This is a genomic window from Flaviaestuariibacter amylovorans, assembly GCF_039541815.1.
In the GTDB taxonomy this organism is placed as follows: domain Bacteria; phylum Bacteroidota; class Bacteroidia; order Chitinophagales; family Chitinophagaceae; genus Flavisolibacter; species Flavisolibacter amylovorans.
The window spans coordinates 458,183-474,085 of record NZ_BAABGY010000007.1 but is presented as its reverse complement, the minus strand read 5'-3'; the positions used below and the strand labels follow the sequence as shown (position 1 = coordinate 474,085).

The window sequence follows — 15,903 nt, the reverse complement described above, 5'->3', positions numbered from 1 at the left end:
GTTGGAAATAAATTTGATGTTGTAACATTGATCCCCTAAATTTGACATATGAAAATTGAGATCGTATCCGGTAGTCCTCGTTCCAATAGCGTTACCCGCCGGGTGGCTTTGTTTCTGCAGCGCGTACTCTCCGAGGCCAGTGGCCACGAGGTCGGGCTCATCGACCTGCGCGACAACGTATTCCCGATCATCCAGTCGGTGATCACCACGCCCGACGCGGCTCCCGAGGCCCATCGTGCGGTGGCTGAGCGGATGTTTGCCGCCGACGCTTTCGTGATCGTGACGCCCGAGTACAACGGGTCCTACTCCCCTGCCATGCAGAACATGTTCGACCACTTCCCGAAGCAGCACCACAAGGTGTTCGGCCTCGTCACGGCTTCCCCGGGCGGGCTCGGCGGGATGCGCGCGGCCATGCAGCTGCAGCAATTCGTGCTGGCCCTGTTCGGCATTCCTTCGCCCTACATGCTCGTCACACCCGGGGTCGATAAGAAGTTCGATGCCGAAGGCAACCTGCTCGACCCGACCTTCCAGAAGAGCGTGGACACCTTCGTGAAAGAGTTCCTCTGGCTCGCCGAGCGCGTGGCCGAGGAAAAGGTGGAAGCCTGAGGTGTAATGTGCTGATGGGGTGATGGGATAATGGGGTAATATACTGGCCGGATGATCGATGATCAACCGGACAAATCATCTATGAACAGCTTCTGTAGCACCGTAACGACGTATCAAGATGCGTCGCCTTTCCCAGCCCACCACTAAAGCGACCGATACCAGTAAACTAATAGACCAATAAACAAATAAACTATCATGAAGACGATCCTGCATAAAGCCACTACGCGTGGTCATGCGCACCACGGGTGGCTCGAATCCTGGCATACCTTCAGCTTTGCCGGCTACCACGACGAGCAGCGCGTGCACTTCGGCGCCCTGCGCGTGCTCAACGACGATAGTGTGGCTCCGGGCATGGGCTTCGGCCGCCACCCGCACGATAACATGGAGATCATCTCCATTCCGCTCGAGGGCGACCTGGAGCACAGCGATAATATGGGCAACACTGCCGTCATCCGCCAGGGCGACGTTCAGGTGATGAGCGCCGGCACCGGCATCGCCCACTCCGAAAAGAACGCGAACAGCGACAAGCCCGTCAAGTTCCTGCAGATCTGGGTGTTTCCGAAAGAGCGCAACGTAAAGCCGCGTTACGACCAGAAGTCCTTCCCCCTCGAAGCACGGCGCAACCGCCTGCAAAACGTGGTGGCTCCCGTGGGCGCAGATGCCGATGGCGTGCAGATCCACCAGGATGCCTGGTTTCACCTTGGCCAGCTCGACGCCGGCACTTCACTGGAGTACGCGCTGAAAGACCCGGCGAATGGCCTATATGTATTTGTACTGAAGGGCGACCTGTACGTAAATGAGGTACTGCTCAACCAGCGCGACGGGCTTGGAGTATCCGCGGTGGATGCCGTCTCGCTGAAAGCCGAAGCTGATGCGGAAGTGCTGCTGATGGAAGTGCCCCTTGCATAAGGCTGGAAACATGCGGCATGCGCCGTAAAAGCTCATACCTGCGGGCGTCACCTCCTTACTACCGCCCGATTGAAACAAATTTTATGAAATACAGAACCGTGCGCAAGCACACGGACCTCGTTCACATGAATGTCGGTCCTGCGTTTCGCGTCCGCCAGCCCCTACCCGCTGCCGGCCTTGATCAGGTGAGTCCGTTTATCCTGCTGCACCACGCCGGGCCCCAGCAGCATGCACCCGGTGCCTTGCAGGACCGCCTCAGCCCGCATCCGCATCGCGGCTTCGAGCCGGTGACCTTCCTGTACAGCGGGAAGCTGCATCATAAAGACAGCCTCGGCTCCGAAGGTTTCCTCGAGAGCGGCGACGTACAGTGGATGACGGCGGGCAGCGGCATCATCCACAGCGAAGGGCCGTCGGCCGACTTTGCCCGCGAGGGCGGCAACATGGAGCTCGTGCAGCTTTGGGTGAACCTGCCACGGGCGCATAAGATGACGGCGCCCCGCTACCAGGACCTGAAAAGCTCCGATATGCCGGTGGTATCCGAAAATGGGTTCCGGGTGCAGGTTGTCGCCGGCGACTTCAAAGGGCTGCACGGCCCGGCAAAAACCTTCTCGCCGATCACGGCGTTTATGCTCCGCTTCGACGATGCCGGCGCACTTGATGTACCGGTACCCGGGTCGCATCATGCGCTGCTCTACGTGCTTTCCGGATCCCTTGAAACGGACGGCGAAACGCTGGACACGGCCAACCTTGGGGTGTTTGAGAAAGGCGGCGACGGTGTCCGCCTCAGCGCCCGCTCCGCAGGCTATGCGCTGCTCCTGACCGGTGAGCCGATCGACGAGCCCGTGGTCAGCTACGGTCCTTTCGTAATGAACTATCCCGGTGAGATCAAACAGGCCATCCTGGACTACGAAACGGGTAAGATGGGCGTGCTGGAAAGCTGACACAAATCAGCTTTGGAGCAGGTAGCGGTCAGTTGGGAGGCGCGGTAAATGAGCGCACTTTGCGGTTAAAGAACGCAACGCCATGAATACCGCACTACCGTTTCCCAGCCTTCACCAGGAGTACCTGCTTTGGATGAACGAGCTCCGCTTTGCCGTGCAGGAGCTGCGCATTTTCGACACGTACCTCGGCAGGGTTCCGAATGAGGCCGCCGGCGCGTTACGGAAGCAATTTTCAAGGCATGCAACAGCCATCGATCGTTTGCAGCTGCGGCTGCACGGAGCGGAGCTGGAGCGCGCCCGTTTTGCGCGGGAAATGTCGGGAATGGGATTGTACAGCGTACGGATGGAAGACAACGCTCCGTTGCGGGAGGCGATGCTGCGGTTCCGGGACCGGCACAACGAGATGAAAACTACGTTTCGCCGCTTCGAGGCGAAAAAATGATAAGCTGCCGGGCGCCCTGTGCCGGCGGCAGTTGGCACACAGGGCGCTAAAAACCAGGCAATGAACCATACGTATTTTCCCGCCTCCGCGCGTGGACTCAAAGACATCGGCTGGCTGCAAAGCCACTTCTTCTTCAGCTTCAGCGATTTCCAGGATCCTACACGCACGGCTTTCGGCTCGCTGCTCGCGTTCAACGACGACTTTCTCGCAGCAGGCAAGGGTTTCGGACTGCACCCGCATGGCAATATGGAGATCATCTCCGTGATGCTGCAGGGCAGCATGAGCCATAAGGACAGCCTCGGCTACGAGAACGTGGTGCACGAGGACGGCGTGCAGATCATGAGCGCCGGCAGCGGGCTGCGGCACGAGGAGCACAACGTGGGCGAAGGGCCGGTCAACTTCCTGCAGATCTGGATCACGCCGAAGATCGCGAACATCACGCCCCGCTACCAGTTCCGCAGCTTCCCGAAGGCACAACGCCACAACCGGCTGGTGACGATCGTTTCTTCGGAAGAGGGAGCCTCCCATTGTTGGATCAACCAGAATGCGAAGCTGAGTCTCGGGCTCTTTGATGCCGGCAGCACCACCGGGTACGACTTCAACCCGGCAAACAAATGTCTCTTCATCTTCGTCATTCGCGGAAGCATCGACGTCTCGGGGCAACCGGTAGCGGAGCGCGACGCCCTCGGCATCTGGAACACCGGCAGCATCACCGTCAAGGCCGTCACCGATTGTGAGTACCTGATTATCGAAACACCGATCAACCAGAAGTAGGATCTCAGATGTCGGATCTCTGATTTCAGATTTGGGCGTGCGCACGCGGAATGTACCTGTTGTTGGAAAAGTATTCGCCGGGCGTGAGCGCGTTCAGCGTGCGCAACGCTTCTTCATACGATCCGTCTTCCTGGCTCGTCCTGGGTATCGTGAAGACAGCCTCCACTGAAACGACCCTTACTAATAGACAAATAAACCAATAGACCATTAGACCAATCGACCAATCGACGTTTAATGGCTAACTTCCGGGCCCAATCCCGGAACCATGAAAAAGCTCCTTCTGATCGCCTTGCTTGCGTTGCCGTTTGCCGGAAGCGCACAGGCGCCCGCACTCATCCCGCAACCCGTACAACTACAGCCCGGCAAAGGCACGTTTGCGATCACGCCATCGACGGTGATCGTAGCGCGCGATGTGGAGGACGGGCGCGTGGCCGGGATGCTCAGCGACTATGTGAAGGACCGCTATGGGCTTGCGTTGGCCATCGTGCGGCAGGACCGCGCCGATAATGCGATCCGCTTCAACACGCGCCGCTTCATGAAAGCCCCGGATAAAGACGCCTATTACCTGCAGGTGGCCGCCAACGGCATTGCGATCGAGGGCGATACGTACGCAGGTACGTTCTATGGCTTACAGACCCTGTTGCAGCTCCTCCCGCCTGCCGCATTTACAAAGCCTGCTTCCGTATCCGACACGTTGAAAGCGAAGGTGAAACCGGGCAAATCGAAAGTAAAAACGCAGGCCAGACCGGTTCCGCCAGCCGTAACGATCACCCGGGTCGTGGTGCCGCAATTGCTGATCCAGGACTACCCGCGCTTCAAGTACCGCGGCATGCACCTCGACGTGAGCAGGCATTTCTTCCCGGTGTCCTTCGTAAAGAAATACATCGATTACCTCGCGGCACATAAGCTCAATTATTTTCACTGGCACCTCTCCGACGACCAGGGCTGGCGGATCGAGATCAAAAAATTTCCCGAGCTGGTCAACACCGGATCGTGGCGGCACGGCACTATCGTCGGGCGCTATCCGGGCACCGGCTCCGACAACAGGCGCTACGGCGGCTACTATACGCAGGACGAGATCCGCGAGGTGGTACAATACGCGGCGGGCCGGCATATCAGCGTCATTCCCGAGATCGACGTTCCGGGCCATTCGTCCGCCGCGATCGCCTCGTATCCGTACCTGAGCTGCTTCCCGGAAGAGCCGACGGTGATCCCGAGCTGGCCCTCGGAGGGAAGCCGGCGCGCGCAGGCCGCCGGCCGGCCAAAGCAGGTACAGGAAACCTTTGGGGTGTTCAACGACATCATGTGCGCGGGCAAGGACTCGACCTTCCTGTTTATGGAAGGCGTGATCGACGAGTTGGTGGCGCTCTTCCCGGAGAAATACGTGCATATGGGGGGCGACGAGGCGCCGAAGTCGAACTGGAAACGCTGCCCGCACTGCCAGGCACGGATGAAGGCCGAAGGTTTGAAAGACGAGCACGAGCTCCAGAGCTACTTCATGCGCCGGCTCGAAAAACACATCAACGCCAGGGGGCGCACCATGATGGGTTGGGACGAGATCCTTGAAGGGGGGCTGGCGCCCAATGCCGTGGTGATGAGCTGGCAGGGCGAGCGTGGCGGCATCGAGGCCGCGAAGCAGCAGCATTACGCCGTGATGACGCCGGGTAAGCCCCTCTATTTCGATCATTCACAGACCCGCACCGACGATTCGCTGGTCTGGGGCGGCTTCAACCCGCTCGATTCTGTGTATGCCTACGAACCGATTCCCGCCGTGCTCGACAGTGCCGCGGCGCGCTACATCGTGGGTGCGCAGGCAAACCTTTGGACCGAATACGTATCGAACCCCGCCAAGGTGGAGTACATGATCTTTCCGCGGATGTCGGCACTGAGCGAGGTGCTGTGGAGCCCGAAGGAAGCCCGCAACTGGCCGTCCTTTCGCAACCGCCTCCTGACGCAATTCGGCCGCTACGCGCAATGGGGCGCTTCGTACAGCAAGGCCTTTTACGACCTCCGCGGCACGCTCGCGCCCGGGTCCGGCAATGCGCGGCTGCATTGGATCCTGAAGCGCGTGAACGGCCCTGGCACCATCGTGTACGAGGGCGGTGGCGCCGTATACAACACCGGCCTCGACTCGGTGGTCGTGCCGATCACCCGCGAAGGCACCTATCGCGCCTACACGGTCAATGGCACGCCGTTCTTTGCCACCGCCAAGAATAAGGGTGTGGCGCAGCTCCCAATGCCCCGCCCGCGCGCCCGGATCGAGCTGACCCCTAGCAACAACCCGACGAGCCTCACCTTCCGGTTCAGCAAGGCCACTGGCAAGAAGGTAACGCTGGCCGGGACGTCGAGCCGCAACTACCCGGGGCAGGGCGCGTTCAGCCTCGTCAACGGCATCTGGTCGGCGAAGGGCCTCAGCTACCCCGACTGGCTCGGCTTCCTGGGCGGCGACGTCGACGCCACCATCGACCTTGGCAGCAGCGAGCCGATTTCCACGGTGCGCGTGCACACCATTGTGCAGGAGGGCAGCTGGGTCTATGCCCCCGAGTACCTGGAGGTGCATGTGTCCGACGATGGCGGCAACTTCCGGCAGGTCGGTCGATCTTCGGCGTTCACCCCCGATACGCTTACGATGCGCTTCCTGACGCTTACGCTTCCCGCCGGTACCAGGGCCCGTTACGTACGGGTGCTCGTGAAGAACTACGGGCTGATCCCTGAAGGCAAGCCCGGTGGCGGCACGCGCTCCTGGGCCTTCGCCGACGAGATCCTGATTGATTGATCTCAGATGTCGGATCGTGGATCTCGGATCGGTTTTTCAAGGACGTTTTCCAGCCAATTCGGAGAGACCATTTGCCGACGCACCACGAAAATTCCTTGCACCTACCAAAAAAGAAGCCCCCACTTTTCAGCGGGGGCTTCTCCTTATTTAGTTTGAACCATTCACGATTGACGATTCACGATTCACGTCCTCACATTCCCGGCATTTCCATTTTCTGGCGGTTGCGCTGCAGGCTCGGGTCGAGCTCGATGGCTTTGTCGCAGAGTGCCTGGCCTTTTGCCTTCTCGCCTTTTTTCTGGTAGCTCATGCCGATCATGAACAGCGCCGAGGCATTTTTCTTATCCAGCTCCAGCACCTTGTCCCAAGCGTCGATGGCCGCTTCCCAGCGCTTCGCATCGTAGTTCGCCTCGGCGATCATGTTGAGCAGCCCGATATCGGCCGGGCGCCGCTGCAGGGCCTCGTTGAGGATCTCCAGCCCTTTGTCTACCTGCTTCATGTTGAGGTAGGCGATCGCCAGGTTCTCCATATACTCGTTGTCTTTCCGGTAGCCTTTGTCAGCCGCCATCAGCAGGTATTTGAGCGAGTTCTGATCATCGTTGAGGGCATAATAGATCAGGCCGATCTCGTACATCCAGCGATTATTATCCGGAGCAAGCTCCAGCGCTTTCAGGAAAAAAGGCATGGCCAGCTTGTGGTTGTTCTGATCGGAGTAGGCGCGGGCGATCAGGTACGGTACCTGTGCATTGGTGGGATCTTCCTTGAGCGCCTGCTGCAGCCACTTGGTGGCTTCGCCGTAGTTCTCGTCGTCGTAATGGGCCTTGCCGATGAAGTACGACACTTTCGCGTTGGGGTCAACGGCCCGCACGAGGTTGGCATATTTCACCGCATCGGGAAACTGGCGCAGGTTGAACGAAAGGGTCATCAGCTGGTTGTACGTCTCGGGCGATTTATCGCCGAGCTTTTCCAGCTCCAGGTACTTCTCACGGGCCTGGGGATAACGACGCAGGTCGTTGAGCGACTTCGCGAGCGCCCCCACGATCTTCACGTCTGTTTTGTTTACTCCATAGGCGGAGTCGAAGTATTTGTACGCCACCATCAGGCGCCCCTTCTGAAGCTCCTGCTGCCCTTTTTCGTAGTAGACAGCACCTTGGTCGGCCTGGGCAGCCGCCCAGAGCCCGATCGTTCCCGCAAGAACGGTCATGATGAACTTACGCATAGGATAATTGGTGTTTTTCGGTTAAGGCTTGGTTCGTTTTCGGATATCTGCCTGGCCTTGCACTAAATTATCAAACGCTGGCGAGTCCGCAACGTTAAATTTGGACGGATTGTGCGGCCGGGCGACCGAACTGGCTTATTTTAAGATAACGGCAGCAAGCGGAGGCAGGTGCACGGTATGGCGCCAGGTACCGGCTTCTTTATCCACGAGCTTTCGCCCGATCTTTTGATTATACACGTCGCCGGAGCCGCCGTAGCGCGGGTGATCCGAATTGAAGAGCTCTTTCGTGAAGTATTTGCCCGGCACGTCTACCTCCCAGTTCCACCGGGGCTCGGGCGTCAGGTTCAGCAGCACCAGCAGCTCCTCCCCTTTTTTCTTGCCTTTACGGCGATAGGCGATCACGCATTCGGAGCGGTGGTTCAGGTCGATCCACTCGAAGCCTTCCACCTTGAAGCCATTGCTGTAGAGAGCCGGCGCCACCCTGAGGATACGGTTGAGGTCGCGCACGCATTCCTGCAAACCCTTGTGCGGCGCATGCTGCAGCAGGTGCCAGTCGAGCTCAGACTTATAGTTCCATTCGGACGTTTGGCCGAACTCGTTGCCCATGAACAGGAGGCGGGCGCCGGGATGCGTCCACATGTAAGTATACAGCGTGCGCAGGTTGGCAAACTTCTGCCACTCGTCGCCCGGCATCTTGTAAATCATCGGGCTCTTTCCGTGCACCACCTCGTCGTGGCTGAGCGGCAGCATGAAGTTCTCGTCGTAGAAATACATCATGCTGAAAGAGAACTTGTCCTGGTGATGGGGACGAAAGAAAGGATCGAACTTGAAATAATCGAGTGTATCGTGCATCCAGCCCATCATCCACTTCATGCCGAAGCCAAGGCCACCCGCAAAGGTCGGCTTCGACACGCCCGGCCAATCGGTAGCCTCCTCGGCGATCGTCTGCACGTCGGGAAAGTCGCGGTAAATGGTCTCATTCAGGTCCTTGATAAAGGCAATGGCCTCGAGGTTGCCGTTGCCGCCGTACTCATTGGGTTCCCATTGGCCATGGCCGCGCGAGTAATCAAGCTTCAACATCGACGAAACGGCATCCACGCGCATGCCGTCGATATGAAAGAACTCGAACCAGAAGCGGGCGCTGGAAATCAGGAAGGACTTGACCTCGCCGCGCTTGTAGTTGAAGATGTAGGAGTTCCAGTCGGGGTGGAAACCCTTGCGCATGTCGGCATATTCGTAGGTGTGCGTGCCGTCGAAGAGAAAGAGTCCATGTGCGTCGTAGGGAAAATGCGAGGGCACCCAGTCGAGGATGACCCCGATGCCGGCACCGTGCAGCTGATCGATGAGGTGCATCAGTCCTTCGGGCGGACCAAAGCGCGAGGTGGCGGCGAAATAGCCGGTGCACTGGTAGCCCCAGGAGCCGTCGAAGGGGTGTTCCATCACGGGCATGAGCTCCACGTGGGTAAAGCCCATCTCCTTCACATAAGGTACGAGGCGCTCGGCGATCATCCAGTAGTCGTTGTAGCTTTCCTCGTCGTTCGGGTCGGGGCGCATCCAGGAGGCGAGGTGCACCTCGTAAACGCTCCAGGGCGCATCCACGGCGTTGTGCTTCTTCCGGTTTTTCATCCAGGCCGCGTCGTTCCATTGGTAGTCGAAGTTCCAGGTGATGGACGACGTGGCGGGACGCTTTTCCCAGTGCAGTGCGTACGGATCGCCTTTCACCGTGGTGCGGCCCTTGTAGCCGACGATGTGGTACTTGTAAAGCTCACCCTTGCCGATGCCCGGGATAAAGCCTTCCCAGATGCCGGAGCGGTCAAGGCGCGGAAACAGCAGGTGCGCACCCTCCTGCCAGCTGTTGAAGGAGCCGACCACCGACACCGAGGTGGCATTCGGGGCCCATACGGCAAAGTAGTAGCCGGCTTCACCGAGCACTTCCAGGGGCCGCGAGCCAAGCTTGTGGTACATCGAGTAATTGGTACCGGCGGCAAACGCCTGCACGTCGTGGTCATAGAGGATCGAGTAGTTCCAGACCGGCTTCCCCGTATCCACGAAATTGGCGTCTTCGTAGCGCAATGCCGGTTCCGGGGTTCTACGGGCTGGAGCCCCAACTTTTTTATGAGCGGTTTTGCCGATGTTATTGTCCATACGATCTTGTGCGAAGTATTTCGTAGTTAATAGCGCCTTTCTTTGTAAAGTTAACCGGGATGCGTCTCAAAAAATGGGACGATATCAGCCCTGTTGATAAATAAACCGAAACAAACATGAGAAACATCCAGCTGTGCCTGTTGACCGTGTTCCTGATAAGCCTTTCTTCCCCGCTCCTGGCTCAGGGACGCCTCTCCGGCAGCGTCCGGGATACCGCAGGCAAGCAGAACCTCGAGCATGCGGTGGTCACCATCCTTCACAAGAAGGACTCCACCCTCGCCACCTTTACACGCACCGACAAGAACGGCGCTTTCCAGACAAAGCCCCTCCCGGCAGGCAAGTACGTACTGCTCCTCACCTTTCCCAAGTTCGCCGACCTCTCCGACGAGGTGGACCTCGGAGCTGAAGACAAAGACCTGCAGCAGCTATCCCTTACCCCAAAGAGCCTCCTGCTGAAGGAGGTGATCGTAAAAGCCAACACCGCGATCCGCGTAAAGGGCGATACCACCGAATTTGCTGCCGACTCCTTCGCCGTGAAGGAAGGCGCTACCGTGGAGGACCTTCTGAAGCGGCTCCCGGGCTTCTCCGTCAACGCCAAGGGCGAGGTGACCACGCAGGGCAAGCGGGTGGATAAAGTGCTTGTCGACGGCGAGGAGTTCTTCGGCGACGATCCTACCATGGCCACGCAGAACCTCTCGGCCAAGATCGTGAAGTCGGTGCAGGTGTACGATACCAAGACCGAGCAGCAAAACCTGACCTCGATCAACAGCGGCAACGAGGGAAAGACACTCAACATCAAGCTCAAGGAAGACAGCAAGAAGGGCGGCTTCGGCAAGCTGTCGGCCGGCACCGATTTCACGAACTACCTCGAGGCGCGCGGCCTCTACAACCGGTTTGTGGGAAAGAAGAAATTTTCCGTCTACGGTACCCGCAGTAACGTGAACACCGGCTCGCTCAACTGGCAGGACAAGCAAAAGCTAGGTATGGAGAATGACATGGAGTACGACGAGATCTCGGGCTATTACTACAGCTTCGGATCCGACGACGGCTTCAACGACTGGAGCCTCCGTGGCCTTCCCGACTCCTACACCGGCGGCGCCCTGTTCTCCAACAAATGGAACAACGACCGCCAGAACCTGAACGGATCGTATCGGTACAACCAGCTCGGCGTCACCAACAAGTCGCTGAGCACGACGCAAAACATCTTCCGCGATACCACCACCACGCGGTTCAAAGACGCGCGTACCACCGCACTCAGCATGCAGCATGCGTTGAACGGCAAGTACGAGTTCAAGCTCGACTCCCTCACCACGCTCACCTACAAGATCGCGGGTACCTATAAGACCTCGGAGCAGCGGACGCAGACCTACAGTCATTTCCTGCGGACCGTCTCTGGCAACGTGAACAGCCTCGACACACTGAATACGTCCGACCAGGACCGCATCAACAACACCAGCCGCCGCCAGATCGACCAGTCGCTGGTATGGAAGCAGCTCTTCAAAAAGAAGAACCGGATGCTGATCACGACGCTTCGCTACGGCATGACCGACGACGACCAGCGGGGCACGATCAAGACGGCACAGGCCTTCTACGAGTCGAACGTTGTTGATTCGGTGGCGGTGGTGGACCAGATGCGCAATATCGACGGGCGCTCCCGCACCATCGGCGTCAAGTCGACCTTCAACGAGCCGCTGTCGGAGAAACTCAACTTCGTACTCGAATACGGCTACAACCAGAACAACTCCGAATCGTACCGCAATACGTTCAACAAGAGCAGCAACGGCAAGTACGAGTCGCTCGATACCGTGTTCTCCTCCAACTTCGACCTGAAGGTGCGGGCACACAACGGAAATGCAACGCTGCGCTATATGTACAAGAAGCTGCGCTTCGCTGTGGGTACCGGACTTTCGCAGGTGCAGCTGAACCTGCACGACCTGTTCACTCAGAAGATCAACACGTATACGTTCCGCAACATCACACCGCAGGCCCAGTTCGGCTACATGCCCAAGCCGCAGATGAACATCAACTTCAGCTACCGCGGCACGACGCGGCAGCCCACGATCGACCAGCTGCAGCCGATCCGCGACAACAACGACCCGCTTAACGTATTCGAGGGCAACCCGAACCTCAAGGTGGGCTTTGTGCATGGCTTCAACCTTGGGTACAACCGCTACAAGGCGCTCAAGGGCTCCTGGGTAGGCGCCAACTTCGGATACAACATCACCCAGAATGCGATCACGATGCAAAACCAGCTCAACCTCCGCACGGGTAAGCAGACCTATCGCCCGGTGAACGTGAACGGCAACCGCGACTGGTACCTGTGGAGCTCCTGGAGCGTGGGCAATGGCGAGAAGAAATGGAGCAAGGGCATCCAGGTAAACGGTAACGGCGGCCGCACCAACAACTTCCTCAACGGGCTCCCGAATACGAACACGTATATGTCGATGCGCGTAGGGCCTTCGGTCGGCTATAGTTGGACGGACCATGTGAACTTCCACGTCAATCCTGAAATCGGGTACAACAACTCGCGCTCTTCGCTGCAGGCCGATGGCAGTGTGCGGTATTTCACGTTCGGTGGCAACTTCAATGCCAGCGTGAACTTGCCGGGCAAGATCGAAGTGGGTGTGGACGGCAACATCGAGGTCCGCGAAAAAGTGGACGCCTTTGCCGGTACGCCCGATAACTACCTGATCAACGCCTCGATCTCCCGTAAGGTGTTCAAGAACAACTCGGGCAAGATCATGCTGACCGTAAACGACCTGCTGAACCAGAACGTAGGGTTCAGCCGCAACATCAACTCCAACTTCATCAACGAGGAGCGCTACAGCCGCATCGCCCGATACTTCATGCTGCGCTTCGAGTGGTCGTTCACCAAAGCGCCCGGCTCGAAATAAGGTCGTGAATCCGGAATCGGCAATCGTGAATGCATTCAACCTAAGACAATCAACCATGAAAAAAATATTCTTCCTCCTCTCCTTCTTTGCGCTGGCGCTGGGCGCCTCCGCACAGCCGCCGAAATTCCACGGTAAGGTGAAGATCGAGTTCGAAAAGAACATGAACGTGCCGGCCTACTACAAGGAGCTCGATCCGGAGTGGTACGACCGCATCAAGGACCGCCTGCCCAAGTCGGTGATCACCTACCACGACTTTATCGGCGACGGCGACCGCTCGCTGTATCGACCGGGCCGCGAGACGCAGGTAGACCCGCGCTCCTGGTTCCGCCCCGTGGCCGACAAGAACGTCGTCTTTACCGACTTCCGCAGCGCCCGTGTGGTAGCCCAGAAACCCGTGTACGAAGAGACCTTCCTGATGGAGGACAGCCTCTCGCGCATCAAGTGGAAGATCACTGCCGACACCCGCGTTATCCAGGGCTACGAATGCCGAAAGGCTGTCGGTATCCTCGACGATACGGTAGCCATCTTCGCCTTCTATACCGATGAGATCATGATCCCCGGCGGTCCCGAGGGAATCCAGGGCCTGCCCGGCATGATCCTCGGCATGGGCATTCCGCGCCTGCATACCACCTGGTTTGCCACGAAGGTGGAGGTGTACGACGTACCGATGCAGGCCGTGGCGCCGGCCACCAAGGGCAAGAAAACGACGCGCTCCGCCATGATGAAATCCCTCGGCACGCTGATGCGCGAATGGGGCACCTACGGCAGCCGGATGGTGGTCAATTTCGCGATATAGGCCCAGCCCCCTGTCCCGGCCCCCTGTCCCGGCCCCCTGTCCCCCGAAGGGAGAACTTAGGCCGAACATATTTTTCTGGCTTCGACCTTTTCTCAAAGCACATTCATACGAGAGCCCCCGCATTGCGGGGGCTCTCAACTTTGGTAGTAGGTGTTTTTACTGTTCACAACGCCGTAAGCACTTCAACAGAAAAAATTCATCGTGGAGAGTTGTCAGGGCCGCGTACTTGATCGTGACTCCTCACATCCACAAAATGCAGACACCTGCTTAACTTTTTACTCATTGCAAGTCAGGGGAACAGTTGCTGCTAGAGGCGCTAGAATGCTGGTGCTATTGTTTCATGAGTGTAGCCGTTCTATGGAAGCGGCTAAAGCATGCTACAAACGGCACTGTCCACCCCTGCCGTTATTCTTTTTTTAAGGGAGGCACCGGAATGCAGAAGACCGGCCACAGGGGCCGGTCTTCTCCACTATCGAAGCGTTGTTTTATTGCTTTTGCAGCCCGTTTTCCGGAGTGCCGGCGGCCGTTTGGGGCGTGCCTTTGCCGAGCTCCAGCACCCAGATCGTTTTGCCGGGTACCTTCCAGCTGCGACCGAGCTGGCTCACCGCGCCGGTGACGACGTTACGGGCAGAGCTGAAGCCTGCGGTGCGCTCCGGAAATGCCTGCGGATCTACCGTGCGCTCCTCGGCACTTGTGTTCATGATCACCATCACGGTGCTTTTGCTGTCGTGGCGGAAGTAGGTATACACCCAATCTTTGGGCACGTACTGCGTCAGCGCACCCTTCGTAAGGGCCGTCGAATTCTTCCGGTAGTTGGCGAGTGTGCGGATCCATTGGAACACTTCCTCTTCGCGGCCCACACGGCCCGCGGCGGTGAACTTGTCCTGCGCGTCACCCTTCCAGCCGCCCGGGAAATCGCCGCGCACGAGGCCGTCGGGGTTGGAAACGCCCTTCATCAACACCTCGGTGCCGTAGTATAGTTGCGGGATGCCGCGCGTTGTAAGCAGCCAGCCGAGGGACGCTTTGAGCTTGTCCACGTCCTCGCCGAAGGTAGAGAGCGCTCGCGTCATATCGTGGTTGTCGAGGAAAACCACGTTGTTCGTTGCATCCTGATACAGGAAGTCGTTGGCCAGCGTCATGTACAGCTTGTTCACGCCTTCCGTCCAGCCGAAGGCCTGGTTGAGCGCGGGCTGGATGCCATAGAACAGGGTCTGGAAATCCGTTGCGCCCTGGAGGTTGGAGTTGAACTTGAGCCCCTTGATATTGTTGCGCACGAAGAAGGCCTGGTTAGCAGTGCCGTGCACCCAGGTTTCGCCGAACAGCGTGAGCTTCGGGAACTCGGCGAGCAGCGCCGCGTTGCAGCGGTTCATGAACTCGAGGTCGTTGTAGATATACGTATCGATGCGCCAGCCGTCCACGCCGAACTCCTCGGTGCACCAGATCGCGTGCTGGATGAGGTAGTTGGCCATGTAGGGATTGTTGTGGTTCAGGTCGGGCATCTGGGGCGTGAACCAGCCGTCGAGCATTTGCTTCTTGTCGGAAGCGGCCGCGTACGGGTCCATCAGCGGGTAGTCTTTGTAGGTCGTCTGCGTGTACTTGGGCCACTGGTGCAGCCAATCTTTCATGGGCAGGTCCTGCACCGAGAAATGGAAGAGGCCGCTGTGGTTGTACACCGCATCCTGAATGAGCTTCATGCCCTTTGCGTGCAAGGCATCGGAAAGCCGCTTGTAGGCGAGGTGGCCGCCATAGCGCTCATCTACGTTGTAATGGTTGGTGATGGCATAGCCGTGCTCGGTACGGTTCGGCATGTCGTTCTCCAATACCGGCGTCAGCCAAAGAGCCGTGGCGCCGAGGTCCTTCAGGTAGTCGAGCTTGTTGATCACGCCCTGCAGGTCGCCGCCGTGGCGGTGGTACATGGAGTCGCGGTTGAGCGTCTGGTCTTTGTAGTGCGCGATCTTGTCGTTAGCGGGGTCGCCGTTCGAGAAGCGGTCGGGCATCAGGAAGTAGATGAAATCTTCGGAGCGGACGCCCTGCGCGTAGCTGGTGCCATTGCCTTTGCGGCGGGCCTTCAGCTCGTAGTCGAAGGAGCCCTTCTCCCCTCCCTTGCTCCAGCTGACCTTTACGTTGCCCGGCTTCGCGGTGGGCTTCACCACGAGGTCGAGGAACACGTAGTTGCTGTTCTCTACCTTATTCACCTTTACCAGCTGCACCGACGGGTTGGCTATGCTGTAGGAATAATTTCCGGCCCCGGGTGCATACAGCATCAGCTGCAGCTTCGGGTTCTTCATGCCGGCCCACCAATGGGTCGGGTACACGCCGGTGGGCTTGAGGGGCTGGGCCATCAGGCCGGTGCTCCACAGCAGGAGCGATAAGCCAAGTATTCTTTTCATAACGATCATTACGG

General features: G+C 58.5%; 11 protein-coding genes. 8 read left to right on the top strand and 3 right to left on the bottom strand.

All coding sequences use genetic code 11. The features are described from left to right. Positions 1–48: 48 nt before the first annotated feature. The 6 genes from ABD937_RS10545 (at position 49) to ABD937_RS10520 (ending at position 6,448) form a co-directional block, all read left to right on the top strand. Positions 49–606 carry an NADPH-dependent FMN reductase gene (locus ABD937_RS10545; RefSeq protein WP_345255632.1) on the top strand — a complete coding sequence of 186 codons (558 nt, stop codon included), beginning with the start codon at positions 49–51 and terminating at the stop codon, positions 604–606. A gap of 195 nt (positions 607–801) precedes the next feature. Next, positions 802–1,515 (top strand): pirin family protein, encoded by a 714-nt coding sequence (locus ABD937_RS10540; RefSeq protein WP_345255631.1) that lies wholly within the window; start codon positions 802–804, stop codon positions 1,513–1,515. An 83-nt stretch (positions 1,516–1,598) separates the two neighbouring features. Beyond that, complete coding sequence (locus ABD937_RS10535) at positions 1,599–2,456, top strand: pirin family protein (RefSeq protein WP_345255630.1); 858 nt, start codon at positions 1,599–1,601, stop codon at positions 2,454–2,456. Between the two features lie 82 nt (positions 2,457–2,538). Next, the gene (locus ABD937_RS10530) at positions 2,539–2,898 is read left to right on the top strand and encodes a hypothetical protein (protein WP_345255629.1); all 360 of its coding nucleotides are present in this window, start codon (positions 2,539–2,541) and stop codon (positions 2,896–2,898) included. Positions 2,899–2,958: 60 nt separating this feature from the next. After that, positions 2,959–3,672, top strand: coding sequence for a pirin family protein (locus ABD937_RS10525; protein WP_345255627.1), 714 nt, complete (start codon positions 2,959–2,961; stop codon positions 3,670–3,672). A 265-nt stretch (positions 3,673–3,937) separates the two neighbouring features. Continuing rightward, complete coding sequence (locus ABD937_RS10520; protein WP_345255626.1) at positions 3,938–6,448, top strand: glycoside hydrolase family 20 protein; 2,511 nt, start codon at positions 3,938–3,940, stop codon at positions 6,446–6,448. 190 nt (positions 6,449–6,638) lie between these two features. On the opposite strand, the gene ABD937_RS10515 is transcribed toward ABD937_RS10520, so the two are convergent. Next, a complete protein-coding gene (locus ABD937_RS10515; RefSeq protein WP_345255625.1) occupies positions 6,639–7,664 on the bottom strand; it encodes a tetratricopeptide repeat protein in 1,026 nt (341 codons plus the stop codon). A gap of 135 nt (positions 7,665–7,799) precedes the next feature. Continuing rightward, positions 7,800–9,737 carry a 1,4-alpha-glucan branching protein GlgB gene (gene glgB / locus ABD937_RS10510; protein ID WP_345255624.1) on the bottom strand — a complete coding sequence of 646 codons (1,938 nt, stop codon included), beginning with the start codon at positions 9,735–9,737 and terminating at the stop codon, positions 7,800–7,802. Positions 9,738–9,925: 188 nt separating this feature from the next. On the opposite strand from glgB, the gene ABD937_RS10505 reads away from it, so the two are divergent. Both ABD937_RS10505 and ABD937_RS10500 read left to right on the top strand, forming a co-directional pair. Beyond that, complete coding sequence (locus tag ABD937_RS10505) at positions 9,926–12,703, top strand: outer membrane beta-barrel protein (RefSeq protein WP_345255623.1); 2,778 nt, start codon at positions 9,926–9,928, stop codon at positions 12,701–12,703. A gap of 55 nt (positions 12,704–12,758) precedes the next feature. Beyond that, complete coding sequence (locus tag ABD937_RS10500; RefSeq protein ID WP_345255622.1) at positions 12,759–13,499, top strand: GLPGLI family protein; 741 nt, start codon at positions 12,759–12,761, stop codon at positions 13,497–13,499. Positions 13,500–13,984: 485 nt separating this feature from the next. On the opposite strand, the gene ABD937_RS10495 is transcribed toward ABD937_RS10500, so the two are convergent. Continuing rightward, positions 13,985–15,889 (bottom strand): glycoside hydrolase family 13 protein, encoded by a 1,905-nt coding sequence (locus tag ABD937_RS10495; RefSeq protein WP_345255620.1) that lies wholly within the window; start codon positions 15,887–15,889, stop codon positions 13,985–13,987. Between the last annotated feature and the right edge of the window lie 14 nt (positions 15,890–15,903).

Coding starts and splice junctions, on each gene's coding strand:
- ABD937_RS10505 (WP_345255623.1), top strand. CDS start 9,926: ATGAGAAACATCCAGCTGTGCCTGTTGACCGTGTTCCTGATAAGCCTT.
- ABD937_RS10540 (WP_345255631.1), top strand. CDS start 802: ATGAAGACGATCCTGCATAAAGCCACTACGCGTGGTCATGCGCACCAC.
- ABD937_RS10530 (WP_345255629.1), top strand. CDS start 2,539: ATGAATACCGCACTACCGTTTCCCAGCCTTCACCAGGAGTACCTGCTT.
- ABD937_RS10495 (WP_345255620.1), bottom strand. CDS start 15,889: ATGAAAAGAATACTTGGCTTATCGCTCCTGCTGTGGAGCACCGGCCTG.
- ABD937_RS10520 (WP_345255626.1), top strand. CDS start 3,938: ATGAAAAAGCTCCTTCTGATCGCCTTGCTTGCGTTGCCGTTTGCCGGA.
- ABD937_RS10545 (WP_345255632.1), top strand. CDS start 49: ATGAAAATTGAGATCGTATCCGGTAGTCCTCGTTCCAATAGCGTTACC.
- ABD937_RS10535 (WP_345255630.1), top strand. CDS start 1,599: ATGAAATACAGAACCGTGCGCAAGCACACGGACCTCGTTCACATGAAT.
- ABD937_RS10500 (WP_345255622.1), top strand. CDS start 12,759: ATGAAAAAAATATTCTTCCTCCTCTCCTTCTTTGCGCTGGCGCTGGGC.
- ABD937_RS10515 (WP_345255625.1), bottom strand. CDS start 7,664: ATGCGTAAGTTCATCATGACCGTTCTTGCGGGAACGATCGGGCTCTGG.
- ABD937_RS10525 (WP_345255627.1), top strand. CDS start 2,959: ATGAACCATACGTATTTTCCCGCCTCCGCGCGTGGACTCAAAGACATC.